The organism is Limnohabitans sp. G3-2 (assembly GCF_002778275.1).
Taxonomy (GTDB): Bacteria; Pseudomonadota; Gammaproteobacteria; order Burkholderiales; family Burkholderiaceae_C; genus Limnohabitans_A.
Genome location: NZ_NESG01000002.1, coordinates 165,223 through 188,720, shown reverse-complemented (window position 1 = coordinate 188,720; position 23,498 = coordinate 165,223). Strand labels below are relative to the sequence as shown.

Below are 23,498 nucleotides of genomic sequence, written 5' to 3'. Positions count from 1 at the left end.
GGTCTTATTTCTGGGTGCCGAACAATCCGGCAGGCTTGATCAAGAGAACAATGGTCATGATGATGAAAATCACCGTGCTGGATGCTTCGGGGTAGAACACCTTGGTCAGGCCTTCAATCAGGCCCAGACCAAAACCCGTCAGGATGGCGCCCATGATGGAGCCCATGCCGCCAATCACGACCACGGCAAACACCACGATGATGATGTCGGCGCCCATGGTGGGGTTGACCTGGTAAATGGGCGCAGCCATGACCCCTGCAAAAGCGGCCAGACCGACGCCGAAGCCATAGGTCAGGGTGATCATGCGCGGCACGTTGATGCCAAATGCCTGCACCAAGCTGGGGTTTTCTGTGGCCGCGCGCAGATAAGCGCCCAGTTTGGTCCGCTCGATGACGTACCAGGTGGTCAAGCACACCACCAGCGACGCCACAATGACCCAGGCCCGGTACTTGGGCAGGAACATGAAGCCGGTGTTGAAGGCACCTTTGAAGACTTCGGGCACCGGATAAGGCATGCCCGAAGAGCCGAATTCGTGGCGGAACAAACCCTGGATGATCAGGGCCAGACCGAAGGTGAGCAGCAGGCCATACAGATGGTCCAGCTTGTACAGCTGTTTGAGCATGGTGCGCTCAATCAGCATGCCGGTGGCCCCCACCACCACAGGGGTCACAACGAGCGCAACCCAGTAATTGATGCCGAGTTTGGTCAAACCCAGATAGGCCACGAAGGCGCCCAGCATGTACTGGGCGCCGTGCGTGAAGTTGATGATGTTCAGCAAGCCGAAAATCACGGCCAGGCCCAGCGAAAGCAATGCGTAAAAAGAGCCGTTGATCAGCCCGATCAGCAATTGCCCAAACAGGGCTTGCGAAGGTATGCCAAAGATTTCCATGATGATTCGACTTGCTTGAACAAAGTGGTTTGATTACTTCTTGACCAATGGGCAATCGCTCTCGGCCAATGGGCGGAAGGCCTCGTTGGCAGGGATGGTGGCCACCAGCTTGTAGTAGTCGTATGGGCCTTTGGATTCAGCCGGCTTCTTGACCTGGAACAGGTAAGCGGGGTGGATCTTGCGGCCGTCTGGGCGCACGCTGCCTTTGCCGAACAAGGGGTCGTCCGTGGGCAACTCTTTCATCTTGGCGGCGACTTTGGTGCCGTCATCGGTTTTGGCAGCGTCCACGGCCTTCAGGTAGTGGATGACGCTGGAGTAAACGCCCGCTTGCACCATCGAGGGGTACTTGCCGCCTTGCAGCGCTGCGAAACGCTTGCTGAATGCGCGGGTGTTGTCGTTCAGGTCCCAGTAGAAGGTCTCGGTCAACATCAGGCCTTGCGCAATGTTCAGACCCAGCGAGTGCACGTCGGGCAAGAAGACCAACAGGCCCGCCAGGTTTTGGCCGCCTTTGGTGATGCCGAACTCGGCCGCTTGCTTGATCGAGTTGGTGGTGTCACCGCCCGCGTTGGCCAAACCAATGATCTTGGCTTTGGACGCTTGTGCTTGCAGCAAGAAAGAAGAGAAGTCTTGTGTGGGGAATGGGGTGCGCACTTTGCCCACCACTTTGCCGCCGTTCTTGACCACCACGGCTTCGGTGTCGCGCTCCAGGGCGTGACCGAAAGCGTAGTCAGCGGTCAAGAAGAACCAGGTGTCACCACCGCTTTTGACGATGGCTTTGCCGGTGCCGTTGGCCAGCATCCAGGTGTCATAGGCCCAGTGGATGGTGTTGGCGTTGCAAGCCTTGCCCGACAGGTCGGCTGTGGCCGAGCCAGAGTTCACATGCAGTTTGCCTTTGTCGCTGGCAATTTTGGCCACGGCCAAACCCACCGAAGACGTGGGCACGTCGGCGATCATGTCGACTTTGTCGGTGTCAAACCACTGGCGCGCCACGTTGGAGCCGACGTCGGGTTTGTTCTGGTGGTCAGCACCGACGATTTCCACTTTGAGCGTGCTCTTGGTGGCTTTCATGTAGTCTTCAACGGCCATCTTGGCGGCCGTCACCGAGCCTGGGCCCGTGATGTCGGAGTAAAGACCCGACATGTCGTTGAGCACGCCGATCTTGACGATGCCGTCAGAGATTTGGGCTTGCGCACCGCCAGCGAAGGCGCAGGCGGCCATAGTGGCCAGGGAAAGAAGTTTGCGTTTCATCGTTTTGTCTCCAGTTAGAAAAAATCAGACACCCAAATACTCGTTCAACATGCCCATCTTGGAGGAGAGCTCTTGTGAGGTGAAGCTCTCGACCATCTGACCATGTTCCATCACGTAAAACCGATCCGCCAAGGGGGCGGCAAACCGGAAGTTCTGCTCCACCATGATGATGGTGAAGCCCTTGGCTTTGAGGGCCGTGATCATGCGGGCCAGGGCCTGCACAATGACGGGCGCCAAGCCTTCTGAAATTTCGTCGAGCAGCAAAAACCGAGCACCCGTGCGCAAGATCCGGCCCACCGCGAGCATTTGCTGCTCGCCGCCCGACAGGCGCGTGCCCGGGCTGTTGCGGCGCTCGAGCAAGTTGGGGAACATGTCGTAGATTTCTTCCACCGACATGCCGTTGGGGGCAATCACGGGCGGCAGCAACAGGTTTTCTTCGCAAGTCAATGCCGAGAAGATGCCGCGCTCTTCAGGGCAGTAACCGATGCCGAGTTTGGCGATCTGGTGGGGCGCCCAATTCACGGTTTCTTGGCCGTTGATGGTGATGGAGCCCGTGCGCTTGCCCACCAAGCCCAAAATAGATTTGACGGTGGTGGTGCGACCAGCGCCGTTGCGTCCCAACAGTGTCACCACCTCGCCTTCGTTCACCGTCAGGTTCACCCCGTGCAGGATGTGCGACTCGCCGTACCAGGCTTGCAGATTGCTGATGCGCAGCATTTCTTTGGGCTCAGCCATGGGCACCCTCCAGCTGGTTGTCCGTCGTGCCCATGTAGGCTTCGAGCACTTGCGGGTTCTGCGACACCACGGCGTAAGGGCCTTCGGCAATCACTTGTCCACGTTGCAACACGCTGATGGTGTCGGCAATTTTGGAGACCACGTTCATATTGTGTTCCACCATCAAGATGGTGCGGTTGGCACCCACTTTTTTGATCAGCTGTGTCACGCGGTCCACGTCTTCATGGCCCATGCCCTGCGTGGGCTCGTCCAGCAGCATCAACTCGGGCTCCATGGCCAAGGTGGTGGCGATCTCCAATGCGCGTTTGCGGCCATAAGGCAACTCGACCGCGGTCAGATCGGCCATGCCGCCCAGGTCCACCTGGTCCAGCAAGGCCATGGCTTTGTCGTTGAGCTCGTTCAGGCTGCGTTCAGAGCGCCAGAAATGCATCGATGTGCCCGTGGCCCGTTGCAAACCGATGCGCACGTTTTCCATCACCGTGAGGTTGGGGAAGGTGGCTGAAATTTGGAAGGACCGCACAATGCCGCGCCGTGCCACCTGCGAGGGTTTTTCGGGGGTGATGTCGTGGCCGTTGAACAAGATTTGCCCCTTGGTCGGGATCAAAAACTTGGTCAAGAGGTTGAACACCGTGGTTTTGCCTGCGCCATTGGGGCCGATCAAGGCGTGTATTTGACCGCGCTTGACACGCAGATCAACACCGTTGACCGCCACAAAACCCTTGAACTCCTTGATGAGCCCTCGGGTTTCGAGAATGATTTCGTCAGCCATTGAGTTTTTTACCTGGACAACAAAGAACAAAGAACAGGCGGATTCTGTGGCGAGGAAAAAATACCGAGTACATGGTTATCCCGATGTGCTGTCTCGTGCGCGACGAATTCGTCGCGTTTCGCTCTCAGAGGTCAGCTTCTTGTAGGGACCAGAAGATTGGCAGGCGTGTGAAAAGCCCTGGTTGGAGGCAGGGAATCGGACGCTTTGTTCTCAATACATCACCATGCCGCCGTCGACATGAATGCTTTGACCGGTCATGCCACTCGATTCCGCCGATCCCAGGTACACCGCCAAACCCGCAATTTCGCTGGGGTTCAGGATGCGGCCCAGAGGCACTCGCGCCAAAGCGGCTTTGACCAGTTCCTCCCCCGTCATGCCCGAGCTGTGGGCCACCTGCGCTTTGAGTTCCTCGACCATGTCGGTCTGGATGAAGCCGGGGCAGATGGCATTCACTGTCACGTTGTGGGGGCTCGCCTCCAGGGCGACGCAACGCGTCAGGCCCACCACGGCGTGTTTGCTCACGTTGTAAGCGCTTTGGTTTCGCGACCCCCATTTGCCAGCAGTCGATGCCATGTTGACGATGCGCCCGTGTCGCCGTGCCTGCATGCCCGGCAGCACCGCTTGCATGAAATGCATCACACCAAACAGGTTCACGTCCAGCATGTCCTGGAAGTCCTGTGGCGCATAGTCAAGAAAGGACTTGGCCCGGTAAACACCCGCGTTGTTCACCAACACATCCACCCGGCCAAAGCGTTGTTCGACTTGCGCCACCGCGCCAAAGCACGCCTCGCGATTGGTCACGTTCAGGCCCAGCGTCATGACGCGCTCTGCAGGCAAGCCCAGCGATGCCTGGACTTCGTTCAGGCGGGCCATGTCGGTGGCGATCAAGCACAAGCTGGCGCCCTCTGCCGCATAAGCTTCGGCGATGGCGCGGCCGATGCCGCGGCTGGCACCGGTGACGATGGCCACTTGTTGGCTGAGGCGGTTGGCCATGTGCAATCCTTGGATGAATCAGATGAGTGCCGCGCCCTGGCGCTGGCGCTTCGGTGTGCCGTGCTCGCTGTCGCCGCTGTTGGGTTTGGACACCGCTTTGCGCAGCACCTGCCCATACCCTTGCGCCAGCTCCATGCGCGGTTTGAAACCTTGCGCCAGCAGCAGCCTGTGCGCGGCGGGCAACTTCCAGCAGGGCGTGAACACAAAGAGGTGGTGCTCCAAGTGGTAATTGACCCAGTACGGGGCCAGCACCATGCGCATGCCCCAGTTCGTCAAGGTGGTGCGCGTGTTGCGCAGTCGGTCGTTGTTGTCCCCCACCACCGCATGTTCAGCGATGTTGCGGATGCGGCTGATCACTTGGTACCAGGTCAGCAAAGGCAGCAACCACAAAGCAAAATAAGCCCACCAGACGCCGGCCGCTGCGGTGACAGCGAAGACGCCCAAATTGGTGAGCAAGAAGTACTTTTCTGCCGCCCACAGCTTTTTCAGGCGCAGCCAGCGGCTGGGGCTGTCGCCCATCTCCATGCGGAAAATTTCCAAGCGGCGCTGGTAGCCGGTGATGCCCAAAATATCGCGCCGCATCTTGCGCCAAAAACTTTGAACTGTGATGGGGAAGGGGGCCGACAAAATCAGGTCGGGGTCTTCGGCTTGTTGCGTGTGGCGGTGGTGGCTCAGGTGGTAGGGGCGGTAAAGCGAGAGGCTCGCGCCCACAGGCCAGCCGCACAAAAACGCACCCAGCGTGTCATTGAGCCGGGTGTTTCTGAACAAGGCGCGGTGCGCTGCGTCGTGCATCAAAATGGCCAAGCCCAGTTGCCGCCCACCAATGACCACCACGGCGGCGATGAAGCTCAAGGGGTTGGGCCATGCGATGAAAAACGCCATGGCCAAGGCGATCACGCCCCAAGCGTGCAGCACCAAATACGCGCCCATCCAGTCCGAGCGCTCGCGCAGATACGCGTCTTGCTCGGGGCTCAGGCTGGGCTGTGTGTCGGGGGTCATGGCAAAGCGGTTCGGTATAAGACCGATCTTGTGCCTTTGGCCCTTGATGCATAGTCACAGGCGTGACCTTTTGGGGGCTTTCCCTGAGGCCTCGCGCCATGCGGCGGGCTCACTTGCCGATGCAAAAGCTCGAAAAAATCACGCCCAGCAAATCGTCGGCGCTGAACTCGCCCGTGATCTCGTTCAGGGCGTTTTGGCCCAGGCGAAGCTCTTCGGCCAGCAGGTCCAGGTTTTGCGCTTGGGCGGCCAGGTGGGCGTCGGCCATTTCCAAATGCTCGCGCACGCGGTGCAGGGCTTGCACATGGCGCTCGCGGGCCATGAACAGCCCTTCGCTGGCTTGTTGCCAACCGGCTTGTTGCAGCAGTTGCTGGCGCAGGGCTTGCAGGCCTTCGCCGGTTCGGGCCGAGAGCGTCAGGCCAGGGCGCTCTGGCAAGGCATGGGCTGCGTCGGCCTTGTTCCACACATCGAGCACGGCCACGCTGGCCGGCAAGCGGCTTTTCAGCGCCGTGGCAATGTCCGCGTCGGCCGAGTCGTAACCGGGCAAGCCCACGCGCGTGAGGTCGTGCAAAAACAGCACGGCATCGGCGTTTTCTATTTGCCCCCAGGCGCGGGCAATGCCGATTTGCTCCACCTCGTCCACGCCCTCGCCTTCGCGCAGCCCGGCGGTGTCGATCACATGCAGCGGCACGCCTTCAATCTGAATGGTTTGCTGCACCACGTCGCGCGTGGTCCCTGCAATCGGCGTGACGATGGCCAGCTCGGCCCCGGCCAATGCGTTGAGCAGCGAGCTCTTGCCCGCATTGGGCTGGCCCGCGATCACCACCTTGATGCCCTCGCGCAGCAATGCGCCTTGCCGGGCTTTGCCCAGCACCGTCAGCAGTGCCGTTTGCAGGCGCGTCAATTGCCCCTGCGCATCGGCCTTTTGCAGAAAGTCGATTTCTTCTTCCGGGAAGTCCAGCGTGGCCTCGACCAACATGCGCAGGTGAATCAGGGCATCGCGCAGCACATGGATTTCTTTGGAGAAATCACCCGCCAAGGACCGGCTGGCACTGCGGGCTGCAGCCTCGGTGCTGGCGTCGATCAGGTCGGCAATCGCTTCGGCTTGCGCCAGATCGATTTTGTCGTTCAGAAAAGCACGTTCAGAAAACTCACCCGGCTGCGCCACGCGCAAACCGGCCAATCGGGGCAGGCCTGTGGCCGGGTCCAATTCGGCCGCCGCCTGCAGGCAACGCGCCACCAGCAGTTGCAACACCACCGGTCCACCGTGCGCTTGCAACTCCAGCACGTCCTCGCCGGTGAAGGAGTGCGGCGCGACAAAGTGCAGCGCCAGGCCGTGGTCAATGGGGCTGCCGTCCGCGTCGGCAAAAGGCAGGTAGGTGGCTTCGCGTGGTTTGAGTGGCCGAGCGCACAGCGCCTGAATCAGCGACGACAGTTGGCGGCCCGACACCCGCACGATGCCCACGGCTCCGCGACCGGGCGCGGTGGCGATGGCGACGATGGGCTCTTGGTGTCTGGCAAGCATGGCGGTCTTGGTGATCTTGGTGATCTTGGGCAGGGTGAAGCAAAAAAAGGCCGCTTGCGCGGCCCTTTGCTTGGGGGTTCTTACTTGAACTTGGGCAAGTTGAACTGCGGCGGTACGCCCATGCGGGTGTTGATCATCCACTGCTGGGCGATCGACAAGATGTTGTTCGTGATCCAGTACAGCACCAAGCCGGCTGGGAAGAAGAAGAACATCACCGAGAACACCAAGGGCATGATCCACATCAGCTTGGCTTGCATCGGGTCTGGTGGCGCGGGGTTGAGCGCGGTCTGCAGCAAGGTGGTCAAGGTCATGACCAAGGGCAAGATGAAGAACGGATCGGGCGCAGAAAGATCGTTGATCCACAAGATCCAAGGCGCATTGCGCATCTCGACGCTGGACAGCAGCACCCAGTACAAAGCGATGAACACGGGAATTTGCACCATGATCGGGAAGCAGCCACCCATGGGGTTGACCTTTTCTTCGCGGTAAATGCGCATCATCTCCTGCTGCATTTTTTGCGGATCGTTTTTCAGGCGCTCGCGCATTTCCATGATCTTGGGGTTGATGGCCTTCATCTTGGCCATGCTGGCGTAGGCCTTCGCATTGAGCCAGTAAAAAGCAATCTTGAGCAAGAGCACCAGCGCCACGATGGACCAGCCCCAGTTTTGAATGAAGCTGAACAACTTGTCCAGCAACCAGTACAAAGGCTTGGACAGCATGGCCAACCAGCCGTAGTCCTTCACCAAATCCAGGCCAGGCGCCAAGGCTTCCAGCACTTTTTCTTCTTGGGGGCCGCTGAACAACTGTGTGCTCACACTCTTGGATTGGCCAGGCGCCACATCGGCCAAGGGGGTGATCATGCCCACGGCATACAGGTTGGTGTCGACCTTGCGCACGAAGTTTTCACGCGCAATGCCGTCCGCCAGCAGCCAGGCTGTCGCAAAGTAGTGCTGCACCATGGCCACATAACCATTGGGCGATGACTTGTCGATTTCGGCTTTGTTCTTTTCGATGTCGCTGAACTCCACCTTGTGGTACTTCTTGGCTTCGGTATACACAGCCGGGCCGGTGAAGGTCGAATAGAACGAGGATTCGCCCGCAGGCTTGTTGCCGTCGCGCACCAATTGCAAATACAGCTGAGGCGACACGTTGGTGGTGCCAGAGTTGACCACCTCGTGCTTCACGCCGATGGCATAGCTGCCACGCTGCAGGGTGTAGGTCTTGATCAGCTTCACGCCATTTTGCGCATCGGACTCGAAGCGCAGCGTCAATTCGTTTTGGCCTTCTTTCAAGCTGCGTTCGCCGCTGAACTTCATGGGCGATTTGTGCGTCGGGAAGTCACCGCCGATCAGGCCGGTTTGGGCCACATACACGCGGCTGCTGCTCTGGTCAAGAAAGACAAATGGCTTGGTGCTGTCGACAAAGTCGGCATGCTTGGTGAACTCTGTGCGCACCAACGAGCCGCCTTCGGTGTCAAAGCTGAGCTTGAGGACATCGGTGGCCACGTCGATTTTTTCGCGGGGTGCCGCGGTGACCGCGGGCACAGACGAGGGCACTTGGCCAGGCGTGGCGGCCACCGCAGCAGGCGCAGCTGTGGGCAGGGCGTTGGCGCCGGCAGCCTGTGCGCCAGGCGCTTTGGCCGGCGCAGCCACTTCCGGTTTCGGAAAGAAAGTGGCCTTGTTGCCGTTGTGAAGCTGCCATTGGTCCCACAGCAGGACCATGGAAAAACCAAAAATCACCCAAAGGATGGTGCGGCGAATATCGTTCATGGGGTCTTCTTTGAAGAAGTAGGGGAAAACAAAGCAGAAAACAAGCGAGGCGCTTGCGAGGGAACAGGGTCATGACCACCGGTGCACCAAGGACCGCAACGCACCAAACGGTGAACCGTGAGGTAAGCGCCTTGGGCGGCGCCATGTTTTTCGAGCGCTTGCAAGGCATAGGCCGAACAAGTGGGCTCGAAACGGCAGGACGACCCTAACCAGGGGCTCAGCAGCAGGCGGTAAGCGCGCACCACACCCATCAAGAAACGCTGCATGATCATGCGCGAGCCTCTGGTGTTGGGGGGCGAGTGGCCCGCTCGAACAATTGCTCAAGCTCTTGGCGGACTGCCAGCTTCAGGTGCTCAGACGTTGCACTGATGAATTGTTGGCGGTCAAACGTGGTGCGCAAGCGAACCACATGGGCGGCCACAGGCAAGCGATCGCCAAAGCGCTCGCTCACGTTGTAGATCTGGCGTTTGATGGCGTTGCGCGTCACGGCCCGCCGTGCCCAGCGTTTGGGCACCATGGCGCCCAGCCAAACGTCAAACAAGCCAAAAAGGGCCTGCTCCTGTGAAGGTGCAGGCCCAACTTGTTCAGCAGGTGCCAAGGGGGTGTCTGCGGGTTGGGTCAATGTCAGGCGATGCAGCGCAAAGTGCGCTGTGCGCGAGACTGTTCCACCCGCCAGGGCGGCCTGAAACTGTGGGCGTGTTTTCAAACGCTGCACGATGGCCAAACCCTGAGATCAACCGGCTGCCGTGGCAACAGGCCACAGCCACACGGTTGAAAAGGCATTAGACAGCCAGACGCTTGCGGCCTTTGGCGCGACGTGCATTGATCACAGCGCGACCGCCACGGGTTTTCATGCGAACCAGAAAGCCGTGTGTACGGGCGCGACGTGTCTTGGATGGTTGGTAGGTGCGTTTCATAACTCTTCCTTTGTGCCCAATGCCATGAATCAGCTTTGGGCGAAACCCAAGATTATCGCAAACTTTCGGGCCCCCGGCAAATAAAGTCTCATTTGCTTTTCGGGTGTTCCCTGATCCCGGCCAGAGCCGATGTGGTTTATGATGGACTTCAGAACCCGCATCGGCATGTGGATAAGCTCTTGATAAGCCTCATTTCTCTGCCATTTTTCTCTCAACTGTCCACAAAAAACAAATACAACATGTCCGAGGGACTCACCCCAGAATTTCCGATGGATGCCGGCCAAGCTTTGTGGCAGGCTTGTGTGGACGAGCTGTCCCGCGAGCTGCCCGAGCAGCAGTTCAACACCTGGATCAAACCGCTCACCGCGCAAATGTCGGAAGACCAATTGCGCATGACTTTGTTTGTGGCCAACCGGTTCAAACTCGACTGGATTCGCGCGCAGTATGCGGGTCGTTTGGCGGCTTTGCTGGAAAGCCTGCAAGGCCATCCTGTTCAAATAGAGTTAGCGATCACTCCGCGTGACGTCGGCATCAGGCCTACAAGGCAGTCGACACCGTCCTCGATGGAAAACGGCCCTGAGCCGATCGATTTGCCCGAAGAGCCGGCGGCCAACACCTTCCGCAGCCGACTCAATACCGCGCTGACTTTTGACAACTTGGTCGAAGGCACCGCCAACCGCATGGCGCGTGCGGCGGCCATGCACGTGTCGGGCTCACCGGGCCACCTGTACAACCCCTTGTTCATCTATGGCGGTGTGGGTTTGGGCAAGACCCACCTGATGCACGCCATCGGCAACAAACTGCTGGCCGACCGCCCCGAAGCCAAAGTTTTGTACATCCACGCCGAACAGTTTGTGTCGGATGTGGTTAAAGCCTACCAACGCAAGACTTTTGACGAGTTCAAGCACCATTACCACTCGCTCGATCTGCTGCTGATCGACGATGTGCAGTTCTTCGCCAACAAAGACCGCACGCAAGAAGAATTCTTCAACGCCTTCGAGGCTTTGCTGGCCAAAAAATCGCACATTGTGATGACCAGTGACACCTACCCCAAGGGCCTGGCCGACATCCACGAGCGGCTGGTTTCGCGCTTTGATTCGGGCCTGACGGTGGCCATGGAGCCGCCCGAGCTGGAAATGCGCGTGGCGATCCTGATCAACAAAGCCATCAGCGAAGGCAGTGAAATGCCCGAGGAAGTGGCGTTTTTCGTGGCCAAAAACGTGCGCTCCAACGTGCGCGAGCTCGAAGGCGCGTTGCGCAAAATCCTGGCCTATTCGCGTTTCAACCAGAAGGAAATCTCCATCCAGCTGGCCCGCGATGCCTTGCGAGATTTGCTGTCGATTCAAAACCGCCAGATCAGCGTCGAAAACATCCAGAAAACCGTGGCCGACTATTACAAGATCAAGGTCGCCGACATGTACAGCAAGAAGCGCCCGGCCAGCATTGCCCGCCCGCGCCAAATCGCCATGTACCTGGCCAAGGAAATGACCCAAAAGAGCCTGCCCGAGATTGGCGAGCTGTTTGGTGGGCGTGACCACACCACGGTGCTGCACGCCGTGCGCAAAATCAATGCCGAGCGCCAGCAAATGACCGAGTTGAACCAGCAGCTGCACGTGCTGGAACAAACCCTCAAGGGATGATGACCCGCCGTTTCCCCCCTTGTAGGAGGCTGCCCCTGCAGCCGAATGCTGGCGCCGGGGCCGTGCGGTCATTCGCGAGCGGGGGCTCGCTCCCACAAAGCCTTTCGCCGTATTCGCGAGCGGGGGGCTTGCGCCCACAAAGCCACTGCCTATCCCCGGCAAAAGAATGCCCAATCGGGGGTTTTGGGCGAAAAAACAGCCGAAAAACGGCGAAAATGTATTCTGTTTGCATCCATCAGCCCATCTTGGGCTGACGCCTGAAAAGAACCACCAAAGGTAGACAAATGATCGTCCTGAAGGCCACCCAAGACAAATTGCTGTCGGTCCTGCAATCCGTGTCCGGCATCGTCGAGCGCCGCCACACGCTGCCCGTGCTGGCCAACGTGCTGATCCGCAAAACCGGACACGCCGTGCAGCTGACCACCAGTGACCTCGAAATCCAGATCCGCACCACCGCCGAGATGGACGGCGACCCGGGCGACTTCACCACCACTGTGGGCGCTCGCAAACTCATCGACATCCTGCGCACCATGCCCGCTGACCAGACCGTCAGCCTCGAATCTTCGCAAGCCAAGCTGATTCTGAAGGGCGGCAAGTCCAAGTTCACCTTGCAGACTTTGCCCGCAGAAGACTTCCCACTGGTGCAAGAAGCCGCCAGCTTCGGCCCCGTGTTCAGCGTGCCGCAAAAAACCCTCAAACAATTGCTGGGGCAAGTCTCGTTTGCCATGGCCGTGCACGACATCCGTTACTACCTCAACGGCATCTTGTTTGTGGCCGAAGGCAACCGCCTGAGCCTGGTCGCCACCGACGGCCACCGCCTGGCTTTCACCGCCGCCACGCTCGACGTGGAAGTGCCCACCAAACAAGAAGTCATCTTGCCGCGCAAGACCGTGCTCGAGTTGCAGCGCTTGCTGTCGGACGCCGACGGCGCGATCGAGATGCAGTTCGCCAACAACCAAGCCAAGTTCAGCTTTGATGGCATGGAATTCGTGACCAAGCTGGTCGAGGGCAAATTCCCCGACTACAACCGCGTCATCCCCAAAGGCCACAGCAACAACCTGACCCTGGGCCGCCAAGCCCTGCTGTCATGCTTGCAGCGCACGGCCATCCTGACAAGCGACAAGTTCAAAGGTGTTCGCCTGAACCTCGACCCTGGCAGCCTGCGCGTGGCCTCGACCAACGCGGAACAAGAAGAAGCCGTGGACGAACTTGACATCGACTACGGTGGCGACAGCATCGAAATCGGCTTCAACGTCACCTACATCATCGACGTGCTCAGCAACATGGGCCAAGACATGGTCCGCATCGATCTGGCCGACGCCAACAGCTCGGCGCTGATCACGATCCCCGAGAACGACAACTTCAAATATGTGGTGATGCCGATGCGCATTTAAGGCGAAAGCTCACAAGGCCCACCCCTCTCGAAACCCGCGATCCCTCGCGGGTTTCGGCCATTCAAGCGACAGAGAAAATTGAACATGACCGACGAAATCAACCCCAGCGAAGACGCTTTCACCACCGTACAACCCAAGATCGACGCCAACCAAGCGGGCGCATCCGAAGGCTACGGCGAAGGCTCCATCCAGATTCTGGAAGGCCTGGAGGCCGTGCGCAAACGCCCCGGCATGTACATCGGCGACACCTCTGACGGCACGGGCCTGCACCACCTGGTGTTCGAGGTCGTGGACAACTCGATTGACGAAGCGCTGGCTGGGCACTGCGACGACATCGTCGTCACCATCCACAGTGACAACTCGATTTCCGTGACCGACAACGGCCGCGGCATCCCCACGGGCGTGAAGATGGACGACAAGCACGAGCCCAAGCGCAGTGCCTCCGAAATCGCTTTGACCGAATTGCACGCAGGCGGCAAGTTCAACCAAAACAGCTACAAGGTCTCTGGGGGTTTGCACGGCGTGGGCGTGTCTTGCGTGAACGCCCTGAGCAAGTGGCTGCGCCTGACGGTGCGCCGCGAAGGCAAAGTCCACCAGATCGACTTTGCCAAAGGCTTTGTGCAAAACCGCATGCTCGAAACCGTGGACGGCGTCGAAATTTCGCCCATGCGCGTTACGGGTGCCACCGACAAGCGCGGCACCGAAGTGCACTTCCTGCCCGACGTGGAAATTTTCACGCAAAACACCGACTTCCATTACGACATCCTGGCCAAGCGTTTGCGCGAGTTGTCCTTCCTCAACAACGGCGTGCGCATTCGCCTCAAAGACGAGCGCAGCGGCAAGGAAGACGACTTCTCCGGCGCGGGTGGCGTCAAAGGCTTTGTGGACTTTATCAACGCCAACAAGAAAGTGTTGCACCCCAACGCCTTCCACGCCATGGGCGAGCGCCCGGCCGACAGCTACGGTGGCATCCCCGGCACCAGCATCGGTGTGGAAGTGGCCATGCAGTGGAACGATGGCTACAACGAGAGCGTGCTGTGCTTCACCAACAACATCCCGCAGCGTGACGGTGGCACCCACCTCACGGGCTTGCGCGCGGCGATGACCCGTGTCATCAGCAAGTACATCGAGAAAAACGAGATCGCCAAAAAGCAAAAAGTCGAAGTCAGTGGCGACGACATGCGCGAAGGCCTGTGCTGCGTGCTGAGTGTCAAAGTGCCCGAGCCCAAGTTCTCCAGCCAGACCAAAGACAAGCTGGTGTCGAGCGAAGTGCGTGCCCCGGTGGAAGACATCGTGGCCAAAGCCCTGACCGACTTTTTGGAAGAGCGCCCGAACGACGCCAAGATCATCTGCGGCAAGATTGTGGAAGCCGCCCGTGCCCGCGAAGCCGCCCGCAAAGCCCGCGAAATGACACGCCGCAAAGGCGTGCTCGACGGCATGGGCCTGCCCGGCAAACTGGCCGACTGCCAAGAAAAAGACCCGGCCCTGTGCGAAATCTACATCGTCGAGGGTGACTCCGCCGGCGGCTCGGCCAAGCAAGGCCGCGACCGTAAATTCCAGGCCATCTTGCCCCTGCGCGGCAAGATCCTGAACGTCGAAAAAGCCCGCTACGAAAAGCTGCTGACCAGCAACGAAATTGTCACACTGATTACCGCCTTGGGCACCGGCATCGGCAAAGCCACCGCCGAATCCGGCAAGAGCGGCACCGATGACTTCAACGTCGACAAACTGCGCTACCACCGCATCATCATCATGACCGACGCCGACGTGGACGGCGCGCACATCCGCACCCTTTTGCTCACCTTCTTCTACCGCCAGATGCCCGACTTGGTCGAGCGTGGCCACATCTACATTGCCCAGCCGCCGCTCTACAAAGTCAAGGCCGGCAAAGAAGAGCTGTACCTCAAAGACGGCCCGGCGCTCGACGGCTTCTTGTTGCGCATCGCGCTCAAAGACGCCAGCATCAGCACGGGCGGCGCTGCGCCGCAAGTGCTGACGGGCGAGACGCTGGAAGCACTGGCCCGCAAGCACCAAGTGGCCGAACACGTGATTGCACGCCTGTCCAACTTCATGGACGCCGAAGCCCTGCGTGCCATGGCCGACGGCGTGTCGCTCAACCTGGACGGCATGGAACAAGCCGCTGCATGCGCCCCCGCGCTGCAAGCCAAGCTGCGCGAACTCAACACCACCGGCATCCCCGCCGAAGTGACGGCCGAGTTTGACGTGCGCACCGACAAACCGATTCTGCGCATCAGCCGCCGCCACCACGGCAACATCAAGAGCAGCATCATCACGCAAGACTTTGTGCACGGCGCGGACTACGGCGCTCTGGCCGAAGCGGCCGAGACTTTCCGCGGCCTGCTCAGCGATGGTGCCAAAGCCACACGCGGCGAAGGCGAGCGCCAGAAAGAAGAAAAAGTGGGCGACTTCCGCCAAGCCATGCATTGGCTCATCAGCGAAGCCGAACGCACCACCAGCCGCCAGCGCTACAAAGGCTTGGGCGAGATGAACCCCGCCCAGCTGTGGGAAACCACCATGGACCCCACCGTGCGCCGCCTGCTGCGCGTGCAAATCGACGACGCCATCGAAGCCGACCGCGTCTTCACCATGCTCATGGGTGACGAGGTGGAGCCACGCCGCCACTTCATCGAAAGCAACGCGCTGCGGGCGGGGAACATTGATATCTAAGACTTATTGCATCCGAATCCGGAAATTTGAAAAAAACTGATAGGAATCAAGTGCTTGCAATCACACCGCTGAAGTAGACACCATCAAGGGCCTTAGAGTCCGGTGCGCTTCGGCCATCTCATCTAGCCTGGGGAGGCTTTGAACCATGTATTTGATGTATGTGGATGAAAGTGGTGATATTGGCCTCACTGGCTCGCCAACGCGCTATTTCGTATTGACGGGCCTTGTTCTGCATGAACTTCGATGGCGCCAAACTCTGGATGAGCTGATTGCCTTTCGCAGAGAGCAAAAAACCGATTTCGGTCTCAAGCTGCGAGAAGAGATCCATGCAAGCCCCATGCTTTCCAAACCAGGTGGTTTGGTGCGTATCCCCAAGCATCAGCGGCTTGAAATACTCCGCCGCTATGCAGACAAGCTTGCCAGCATGCCCGATCTGAGCCTCATTTGTGTAGTGGTCGATAAAGCAAACAAACCAGCCAACTACGATGTTTTTGAGTCTGCATGGAAAGCGTTGATCCAGCGGTTTGAAAATACGCTGGCGCACAGAAATTTTCCGGGGCCGAGAAATCCGGACGATATGGGCATGCTTTTCCCGGACCGATCGGATGAAAAGAAACTCAACGCTCTGCTCCGACGCATGCGAGCGTTCAATCCTGTACCCAGTCAGCAATCGTCAGGTTATCGCAACCTGCAAATCAGAACCATCATCGAAGACCCGAACTACCGGGACTCCAGCCACTCGTATTTCATTCAATCGGTGGATGTCACGGCCTTTTTGCTCTATCAACATTTGGCACCATCGGCCTATATGAAAAAGAAATCCGGTCAGAATTATTTTGGTCGTCTAGCACCCATTGTGTGTAAACACGCATCGCCCAGAGACCCATTGCATATCGTACGGCTATAAAAAAAGGGGCCCTTTCGGGCCCCGGTGGAATCCTAATGACCAGACGGGCCGGGGTTCAGATCCGATATCGATCATACCCTCCGGATACCATCTTGGCAATACAGGGTGCTTGAGCAGAGGTGAGCTCCCCGCCAGCAATTGTCATAGAGCTGGGTGGCTTAGGTGAAGGCTTGTTCAATCAAGAGGGCTTGAGCCCACCGCCGCATCCAGCCCAAACACAATGCTCATGGGCCTGCTGCCCTGGTGCGACTGGTAGCGCACCCGGCCGTGGTACGTGAACGGTGCGGCCTTGCCGACAGCCAGCTTGGTGTCGCGCACAAAAAGGTGGATGCCGATGCCTAAAGCGGCGTGGCGGATGATTTCGTCGCCGCGTTTGCTGGTCGGGTCGGTGGCGTTCTGGCTTTGCCAGTGAAAGTGCGTGTCATCGATCCAATGGTCCATGTACTTGTGCTCGTCAGCCCGGCCTTGTTTATTGAGCGTGACCAGCAGGATGTGCGCCTTTTTCTGGGCCAGCACCACATGGCCGACATTCCAATTGCCGGGGTTGAAGGCTTCGCCAAACAGCGCCGGAATGTCTTCGCGCATGAAAGACTCACCGAGCGCCAGATCCAGTGGATCGATGATGTTGCGAAGGCGAGCGAGCGTGCGCATGTCGTCGGTGGCCGTCAGGTCTTCGTAGTCCGGGTTGTTGGCTTTCAGAATGTATTGGCCATCGCGGCCCTTGGTGACCACCCGCAGCAGGTATTGGTTGTCGCCGCTGTCATCTTGCCGCTCGATGGCCACGACGTTGCCCGTGATCGAGCCTGCACGACTGGGCGTGATCAACTCCAGCAACAAATAGTCACCGTCCAACACCGGGTTTTTGCCACCGTTCATCGAGTTGCCTGATGCGCGGGCAATGAAATGGCGACTGGGGTCCAGCGTGCCATAAGCAAGCGGCAAAGCCCTGTGCTCTTCGGCGTCAGCCCGTCCGGTTTTGAAATGGCCGCACGCGATTTTGAGGTTGGGGAAATACGGCAACTCCACCGTCTCGCGCCGCTTGACTGGGAAGGGAATCACATTGCTGGCGGATTCCACAGCCACCCTGCGCACCTCGTAAGCGGCCAGTCTGTAATCGACCAGTTCTTGCAGCATGTCTGCAAGTGTTGCTGCGTCTGATTCGGCAACGGATTGTTTGAGCCCAAAGCAGTCATCGCGCACCTCAAACGGCACCGATGCCGGGTTTTTGAGGTTGCCGCCCGTCCAGGCTTTGATGGGGTTGTCCAGCCAATACCGCGCCCATGCGGCCTCGGTGCCCGGGATGGTGAGCATCTTGGCATCGAGGTCAGACAACAAAGGGCGACGGCGGTCGAGCACCGCACGCGAATGCGCGGCCAATGCGCCCAGCGCAACAGGCTGGCGCAGGCCACCCAGTTCCAGCCAAGCCTCTAGCGTGACGGCCTTGAAGCTTTTGGTCATGGCTGTGGTTTCGACTTCGCGCAAGACCATTTGGAAACGCTCGGCAACGACGGTCTCGTCCGCAGACAAATCCCCCATGCTTTGGACCAGTGCAAACCAATGGCCTTCACGCCGACGCATGTCTTGCATGCTGCTGCCCGAGTGATAAAACTCGGTGAGGGTCGGCCTGCGGCCCAGCACGACCCGAAGCGCCTCGTAATCTTTTTGCGTTCCGGCGCCATCGAGCGATTTCAAAAACTCGATGATCGACAAGTCGTAATTGACGTAACAACCGTTTGGCAGTTCCAGTGCGTTCTTCTCTGCCTTGCGCCCAAACTCCGCCAGGGCTTTATAGGTTGCACCCACACCAAACAAGGCTTGTGGTTTACCCAAAAAGGCTTGGTGATTGCCAATGAAGTCCAGCACCACCAACTGCTGCTTGCCTTCGTGCCGCCGAAGGCCTCGGCCCAGCTGCTGCAAAAACAAAATTTTGGATTCGGTGGGCCGGAGCATCAGCACCGTGTCAATGCTGGGCAAGTCCACGCCCTCATTGAACAAGTCCACCGAGAACAAAACTTGCAAACTACCGTCTTCCAGTTTTTCGAGCGCCTGTGCACGCCCCAGCACAGAGCCCGAATACACTGCAGCGGCCGATACGCCAGCCCGCGTGAAATGCTCAGCCATGAAATCGGCATGCCGGGTGGACACACAAAACGCCAGCGTGCGCCGCTGGGCCTTGGCACGCCACAGCGTCAGGGCATGCCGTGCACGCGCCAACGTGGCCAACTTGTTCGACAGTTCTTCAGGATCAAAGCGTCCATTGCGCCAAGGTACTTCCTTGTAATCGACCGATTCGTCATGAACGCCGTAGTAGTGAAATGGGGCCAACAAGCCGCTGGTGATGCCCGCAAACAGGTTGCAGCCGAAGACCAAGTTGTCGTCGCACAAAGTCAAGATGTCTGACTGGTCCGTGCGGTCGGGTGTGGCCGTTAAGCCCAACAAAAACGAGGGCGCAAAGTGCGCCAACAAGCGCTTGTAGGTGGCAGCTGCTGCGTGGTGGAATTCGTCGACTACGATGTAATCAAAGTGCTGCGGTGCAAAGCGCTCCAAGTGCGCCGCCTTGCCCAGCGTTTGCACCGATGCGCACAACACGTCCACATCGCCATCGCGGCTGCGCCCGGTGTAGTAACCCACGCGTTTGCCGGGCAAGATGCGGATGAAGGTGGCCGCCGCTTGGCTCAAAATTTCTTCGCGATGCGCCACAAACAAAATGCGCCGAGCCCCCATGCGCACCGCATCAAAAGCGGCCAGCCATGTCTTGCCAAGACCTGTTGCTAAGACCACCAAGCCACGCCGATAACCTCTGTCCCGCGTGTCCGCCAACGCGGCCAGGGCTTCTTGCTGAATATCGTTGGGCAGTGGTGGCGCTTCTTGTTCGTGGCTGCCGGGTGCCACCGAACGTGTGGGCGGCAAGCGCCGCTGTTCATAGGCCTCGATCCAGCTGTCGGTCAAGGCCATGGTTTTGGGGTGCGCAAAGAGTTCTTCAAAACGTTCGCGTGCTTCCAGATAACCGGCGTCCTGCGGAAACACCACACGGTAGTTCCACTCCAGCCCATCGCGCAGGGCTTTGCTGCTGATGTTGCTGGACCCAATGAAGGCGGTGCCAGACGCCAACTGCCCGGCTTCAAAGCGGGCGAACACATAGGCCTTGAGGTGAAAGCTGTCTTGGTTTTGCGTGGCGTACACGCGCACCTCAGCACCGCTTTCTTGCAGCAAGAGCAGCAAGCGCAAAGCCTCTGGGTCGGTGATGTCCAAGTAGTCGCTGGTCAACACCCGAACGCGATGGGTGTCACCTGCTTGTGCCATGCCTTGCAAATCGGGCAGCAGCAAACGCAGCCCCGAAGTCTTGACAAAGGACACCGCCAAATCGGCTTGGTTGGAACGCGCAAAAGCGGCTGACAGGTGCGGCAAAAAATGATCGTCACCCCCTGTGACAAGCCGTTTGTCAGGACCTGTTGAGCGGTGGGCCAAAGCATTGGTCCAGCTTTCAGTGCGGTCGGGCCGTTGGTCTTGGGTTTGCCAAAACTCCATGCGCAGCAACTCGGGCATGGCACCTAGCCACGCACGCACGGTGTCCTCGTCGGCATCGGTAAACCGTCGCCCGTCGTGTTCACGCTCGCCGCTGCCAAGCTTGTAGCTCACATAAATGCGTCCACCTGCTTTCAGCGCCCCCCACAATTTGGACAACACACCCGGCATGTCCAAAAGCGGCACATGCAGCAAACTGGCGCAGCACCAGATCGCATCGTATTGGGCGACCTCGTCCACATCCTCAAAGCGCCGTACATCCACCACAAAGCCACAATGCTCACTGGCCCGCTTGGCCAGTTCAATAGACGCATCAAAAGCGCTGACGCTGAAACCCCGGTCAGCAAATGCACGCGCATCACGCCCCGAGCCGCAACCGGCATCCAAGATGCTTGCACCCGGAGCAAGACCGTCAAGAAAGCGCTCGTAAATGGGACCCATGTCCACCCGCAAAGTTGAACTGAAAAATTGCTCGGCGCGGTCGTTGTAATAGCCAACGGTGGCTGATAAATCAATCTTTACGGTCATGGGGTGGGCAATCTCGCTTGGCTTATAAATATTGCTATTGATTGTCCCTGCTTTTTGAGCACCTATTTACAGACTAGCCCAAGCTGGCCATTTACAAAAACCCAAACCGCCTCGCATGCGCCTCCAAAAACGCAGGCGCAGGCCGAAAGCGTTCCGGCAGTCGAATCGCTTGCCCTTCGCATTGCGCCAAACTGCTTTGTGCAAACGGATCCAACTCGGCGTGACGCAGCGCTTCGCCCACGCGGATGGTGAAGTCCGGCAACACCGTGATCAGCCCTTGGTCATAGGCCCGGTCGTGCAGGGCCGACAGGCACAGGCCGTTGCTGGGGTTGAGGCGGTTGTGGGTGTCTACGCTCCACGGCACGATGTGGCTGGCCACCAGCAGCTTGGGCACGCGCAGGCCGCTCATGCAGCAAGTGGCGTTGTAGCTGGCCAAGATGGCGCGGCGAAACCGGGCTTGGTTGACGCGTACCTGCACGATGGCCGTGATGGTTTTGCCTTCAGCAATCTCGGGCACTTCGTCCAGCACGTCCACAAAGGGCGGCAGGCCGTTTTGTTCGGCATAGTGGCCAAAGGACGTGGCAGCCTCGGTCACCACAAGATCGTTCGCCGCCAAAAACTCGTTCCAAATTTGTTGGTCCAGTTTGGAGGCGTTGCCCATGCCGCGTCGGCCACTGGCCACAATTTGAGGGTCGAGGCTGGCCAAATTGACCAGCTTCATGGCCACAGCGCTGGCGGTGCGTCCAATCCACTGCGACAACTGCACGATGCGTGCTTGATTGCGGTGTAGCTGGCCAAACGGCAGTTGCAGGTAAATGTGAAATGCCGCCAATGTTTCGTTACGCGTCCAGTTGGTGGATCGTGGCATGTGTTGTTCTCCCTGACGGCAGATGTTAGCTGTCCTCGTCCCACGGGATCGGTTTGGCTTGCCTGCGCAAATCGTTGGGGCGGGTGTTTTGCCGGAAGGTGTCGGGTGGCCTGAAGCATTCTTCAGGCGAGACCCAATACACCGTCCAGTCGCCATACAGCTTGCCGTCAAAGCACAAGAGGTCGCCGTCGAGTTTCAGTTCCAAAAAGGTGTCGTTGCTGCCGGTGAGCATGTGAGCATCGCTCAGGCTGGTGAACTCGACATTCATGCTGCAAGCGTAGGTGGTGTGAACGTGTTTGAGCGGGCCAAGGGCGGGGCCATCAAAACCCCAGCCGATCATCGCTTCATGAGGCGAATCGCGGCCATGGAACAAGCCCAAATACATGCCGGGTTTTTGGGGCCGTATGCCGTAAACGAGTGCATTGCCGGGTTGCTTGCTATTGGGCATATCGCCTCCTTGTTGCAAAGGCGCTCAGCTTACGAATTGGGCTGGGCTTTGTGAACCAGGGCTTTGCCTGGGGGCGGTGAGTTGTTGAGGCTCTGATTCAGAATGCGTCCTGCACACCCTCGTTGGCACAATAAGCCCTACCTGTTCCAAAAAGGAGTCCAGCATGGCCACTGGAAATTTAGTGCTAACGGATCATGCAGCTTCGCTGGTGGAGCAATGCGAATCCGGGGACGCTGACCGGTTTGCGGTTTTGCGAAAAGCTGCCCAAGAGGGCATTGCCGATATCGACGCTGGGCGTTTCAAGACTTTTGAATCCAAGCAAGGCTTGCGCGAGCACCTGCAGGGCATTGCAGCCAGCGCTTTAAAGCCCTATAAGCGCAGCTTGTGGGCGCTCAGTGTTGAACCGTCCAAGGATTGATCACGGTCAGCCCCGCCGCCTCAAAGGGACTGGCGTCTCGCGTGGCCACCATGAAGCCATGTCGCTTCGCGGTGGCGGCGATGTAGCCGTCCGCGGTCGAGATGGCGATGCCCTGGTTGCGGGCTGTCGTAAGGATGTCTGCATAGGCCTGCGATGCGCTGGCGTCAAAAGGCAGGATTCGTGGCTCTAGGCCAAGGTGCAGGGTTTCTTTTCTTTCGCCCACTGGGGGCTTCAGCGACTCAGAGATGACGCTGGTTTCGAACAGGATCATTCAAATACGATGGGTTTTGCCGGTGTCTTGTCGCGTTCAGTGACCAAGTCAAAGCCGCCAGCTTGTTGGCCAATTTCGGCCAGCAGAGATCCCAGTTGGATACGGCCTTCCGGGCGGGCAGCTTGCTCCAGAATGGCGCGCACTTCGGCTTCTGTGCTGCGCCCGGCCAATGCGGCACGCACGCGCAGTGCCCTGAGGGTTTCTTCGGGCAAGTTGCGGATGGTGATGGACGACATGGCCAGGTCTCCTTGGGCAAGGTGTGAATGATATGAAAATCAAAATTTCATATCAATCAATCCACCACCATCAGCCCCCTCAGCCCCACCCCAAAGCTCTGAAAACCTTGCGCGTCCCAGTGGGCGCTGCTGTCGATGCAGTCGTGTTGGTGGCCGTGCACCGTCATGCGCACGCCCATGCGGCGGGCCAGGGTGTCCAGCGCTTTGAAGCCATGTTCGTGGTAGCCGGGCGCCTCGTGGGTGATGAGGATGTCGGCTTGCAGCGTGGCCAGTTGTTCCAGCTCGTCCGGGTAGATGGTGGACCAGTGCTTGAGCTGCACGCCGCCTTGCCAGCGGTCTTGGCGCGGGGTGACGCGGGCGTGGTCTTCGCGGTGGCGAAACTTGGGCGCTTGCGGGTCTTTGGGGTACCACACCGCCCCGCGAAACACACCGCCCAGTCCGGCGATGCGCGTGCCGCAGGGCAGCGTGACGACGCGGCCGTGCAGGCTGCGCGCCATCACCTCGTCGTGCCAGACGTTGGCAAAGTTGTCTGCATGGTCGGTGTCGTGGTTGCCGTGGATGAACCAGACGCGATCCCAAATCGCTTGCAGCTCGGAGTGCAGCGGCCGGGCCGGCTCCAGATCGCCCAGCAAGATCACGGCGCGGGCGCGGGTTTGCAAGGCGGCATCGATGATGTGCTGCCACTGGCCGTGCGGGTCGCCGCAGAAGAGGATGGGGGCGGGGTGCATGGGGTG

The 23,498-nt window shown here is 59.1% G+C and carries 22 protein-coding genes; 5 read left to right on the top strand and 17 right to left on the bottom strand.

Translation table 11 applies throughout. The features are described from left to right. Positions 1 to 4 precede the first annotated feature (4 nt). From B9Z31_RS03040 to rpmH, 11 genes are all read right to left on the bottom strand, one after another. Positions 5 to 892: a branched-chain amino acid ABC transporter permease gene (locus tag B9Z31_RS03040; protein WP_199174432.1), complete on the bottom strand. Its 888-nt coding sequence runs from the start codon at positions 890 to 892 to the stop codon at positions 5 to 7. A gap of 30 nt (positions 893 to 922) precedes the next feature. Further along, positions 923 to 2,137 carry an ABC transporter substrate-binding protein gene (locus B9Z31_RS03035; RefSeq protein WP_100118088.1) on the bottom strand — a complete coding sequence of 405 codons (1,215 nt, stop codon included), beginning with the start codon at positions 2,135 to 2,137 and terminating at the stop codon, positions 923 to 925. 24 nt (positions 2,138 to 2,161) lie between these two features. Then, positions 2,162 to 2,872, bottom strand: coding sequence for an ABC transporter ATP-binding protein (locus tag B9Z31_RS03030; RefSeq protein ID WP_100118087.1), 711 nt, complete (start codon positions 2,870 to 2,872; stop codon positions 2,162 to 2,164). Further along, positions 2,865 to 3,641 carry an ABC transporter ATP-binding protein gene (locus tag B9Z31_RS03025; protein ID WP_100118086.1) on the bottom strand — a complete coding sequence of 259 codons (777 nt, stop codon included), beginning with the start codon at positions 3,639 to 3,641 and terminating at the stop codon, positions 2,865 to 2,867. The genes B9Z31_RS03030 and B9Z31_RS03025 overlap by 8 nt, the downstream gene beginning before the upstream one ends. 210 nt (positions 3,642 to 3,851) lie before the next feature. Further along, complete coding sequence (locus B9Z31_RS03020) at positions 3,852 to 4,634, bottom strand: SDR family NAD(P)-dependent oxidoreductase (RefSeq protein ID WP_100118085.1); 783 nt, start codon at positions 4,632 to 4,634, stop codon at positions 3,852 to 3,854. Positions 4,635 to 4,652: 18 nt separating this feature from the next. Beyond that, positions 4,653 to 5,633 carry a fatty acid desaturase family protein gene (locus B9Z31_RS03015; protein ID WP_100118084.1) on the bottom strand — a complete coding sequence of 327 codons (981 nt, stop codon included), beginning with the start codon at positions 5,631 to 5,633 and terminating at the stop codon, positions 4,653 to 4,655. A gap of 109 nt (positions 5,634 to 5,742) precedes the next feature. Continuing rightward, the gene (gene mnmE / locus B9Z31_RS03010) at positions 5,743 to 7,155 is read right to left on the bottom strand and encodes a tRNA uridine-5-carboxymethylaminomethyl(34) synthesis GTPase MnmE (protein WP_100118336.1); all 1,413 of its coding nucleotides are present in this window, start codon (positions 7,153 to 7,155) and stop codon (positions 5,743 to 5,745) included. A gap of 80 nt (positions 7,156 to 7,235) precedes the next feature. Then, complete coding sequence (yidC, locus tag B9Z31_RS03005; RefSeq protein WP_100118083.1) at positions 7,236 to 8,924, bottom strand: membrane protein insertase YidC; 1,689 nt, start codon at positions 8,922 to 8,924, stop codon at positions 7,236 to 7,238. Continuing rightward, positions 8,921 to 9,193, bottom strand: a complete 273-nt coding sequence (gene yidD, locus B9Z31_RS03000; protein ID WP_199174431.1) for a membrane protein insertion efficiency factor YidD — start codon at positions 9,191 to 9,193, stop codon at positions 8,921 to 8,923. The genes yidC and yidD overlap by 4 nt, the downstream gene beginning before the upstream one ends. Continuing rightward, positions 9,193 to 9,639 (bottom strand): ribonuclease P protein component, encoded by a 447-nt coding sequence (locus B9Z31_RS02995; RefSeq protein ID WP_100118335.1) that lies wholly within the window; start codon positions 9,637 to 9,639, stop codon positions 9,193 to 9,195. The genes yidD and B9Z31_RS02995 overlap by 1 nt, the downstream gene beginning before the upstream one ends. 67 nt (positions 9,640 to 9,706) lie before the next feature. After that, positions 9,707 to 9,841, bottom strand: a complete 135-nt coding sequence (rpmH, locus tag B9Z31_RS02990) for a 50S ribosomal protein L34 (protein WP_005798102.1) — start codon at positions 9,839 to 9,841, stop codon at positions 9,707 to 9,709. 239 nt (positions 9,842 to 10,080) lie between these two features. Here rpmH and dnaA point away from each other — a divergent pair, with 239 nt between their 5' ends. The 4 genes from dnaA (at position 10,081) to B9Z31_RS02965 (ending at position 16,470) form a co-directional block, all read left to right on the top strand. After that, positions 10,081 to 11,481 (top strand): chromosomal replication initiator protein DnaA, encoded by a 1,401-nt coding sequence (gene dnaA / locus B9Z31_RS02980; protein ID WP_199174422.1) that lies wholly within the window; start codon positions 10,081 to 10,083, stop codon positions 11,479 to 11,481. 284 nt (positions 11,482 to 11,765) lie between these two features. Further along, on the top strand, positions 11,766 to 12,875 hold the full coding sequence (gene dnaN, locus B9Z31_RS02975; RefSeq protein ID WP_100118079.1) for a DNA polymerase III subunit beta: 1,110 nt from the start codon (positions 11,766 to 11,768) through the stop codon (positions 12,873 to 12,875). An 84-nt stretch (positions 12,876 to 12,959) separates the two neighbouring features. After that, positions 12,960 to 15,563 carry a DNA topoisomerase (ATP-hydrolyzing) subunit B gene (gene gyrB, locus B9Z31_RS02970; RefSeq protein WP_100118078.1) on the top strand — a complete coding sequence of 868 codons (2,604 nt, stop codon included), beginning with the start codon at positions 12,960 to 12,962 and terminating at the stop codon, positions 15,561 to 15,563. 145 nt (positions 15,564 to 15,708) lie between these two features. Beyond that, positions 15,709 to 16,470 carry a DUF3800 domain-containing protein gene (locus tag B9Z31_RS02965; RefSeq protein WP_100118077.1) on the top strand — a complete coding sequence of 254 codons (762 nt, stop codon included), beginning with the start codon at positions 15,709 to 15,711 and terminating at the stop codon, positions 16,468 to 16,470. 174 nt (positions 16,471 to 16,644) lie between these two features. Here B9Z31_RS02965 and B9Z31_RS02960 read toward each other — a convergent pair whose 3' ends face one another. The 3 genes from B9Z31_RS02960 to B9Z31_RS02950 all read right to left on the bottom strand — a co-directional run bounded on the left by B9Z31_RS02960 (position 16,645) and on the right by B9Z31_RS02950 (position 21,839). Further along, positions 16,645 to 20,523, bottom strand: a complete 3,879-nt coding sequence (locus B9Z31_RS02960; RefSeq protein WP_100118076.1) for a DUF3427 domain-containing protein — start codon at positions 20,521 to 20,523, stop codon at positions 16,645 to 16,647. A 91-nt stretch (positions 20,524 to 20,614) separates the two neighbouring features. Then, positions 20,615 to 21,391: an HNH endonuclease gene (locus B9Z31_RS02955; RefSeq protein ID WP_100118075.1), complete on the bottom strand. Its 777-nt coding sequence runs from the start codon at positions 21,389 to 21,391 to the stop codon at positions 20,615 to 20,617. A 25-nt stretch (positions 21,392 to 21,416) separates the two neighbouring features. Then, a complete protein-coding gene (locus B9Z31_RS02950) occupies positions 21,417 to 21,839 on the bottom strand; it encodes a hypothetical protein (RefSeq protein ID WP_100118074.1) in 423 nt (140 codons plus the stop codon). 163 nt (positions 21,840 to 22,002) lie between these two features. Between B9Z31_RS02950 and B9Z31_RS02945 the strand changes: the two genes are divergently transcribed. Then, entirely contained in the window at positions 22,003 to 22,257 is a 255-nt protein-coding gene (locus B9Z31_RS02945; RefSeq protein ID WP_199174421.1) for a hypothetical protein, read from the top strand. Here the strand turns inward: B9Z31_RS02945 and B9Z31_RS02940 are convergent. The 3 genes from B9Z31_RS02940 to B9Z31_RS02930 are packed head-to-tail and all read right to left on the bottom strand — an operon-like array spanning position 22,232 to position 23,492. Then, positions 22,232 to 22,528: a PIN domain-containing protein gene (locus B9Z31_RS02940; RefSeq protein WP_100118073.1), complete on the bottom strand. Its 297-nt coding sequence runs from the start codon at positions 22,526 to 22,528 to the stop codon at positions 22,232 to 22,234. The two genes, B9Z31_RS02945 and B9Z31_RS02940, sit on opposite strands and share 26 nt — an antisense overlap. Continuing rightward, on the bottom strand, positions 22,525 to 22,764 hold the full coding sequence (locus B9Z31_RS02935; protein ID WP_100118072.1) for an Arc family DNA-binding protein: 240 nt from the start codon (positions 22,762 to 22,764) through the stop codon (positions 22,525 to 22,527). Before B9Z31_RS02935 ends, B9Z31_RS02940 begins: the two co-directional genes overlap by 4 nt. A 56-nt stretch (positions 22,765 to 22,820) precedes the next feature. Further along, positions 22,821 to 23,492 (bottom strand): metallophosphoesterase, encoded by a 672-nt coding sequence (locus B9Z31_RS02930; protein ID WP_100118071.1) that lies wholly within the window; start codon positions 23,490 to 23,492, stop codon positions 22,821 to 22,823. Positions 23,493 to 23,498: the final 6 nt, after the last annotated feature.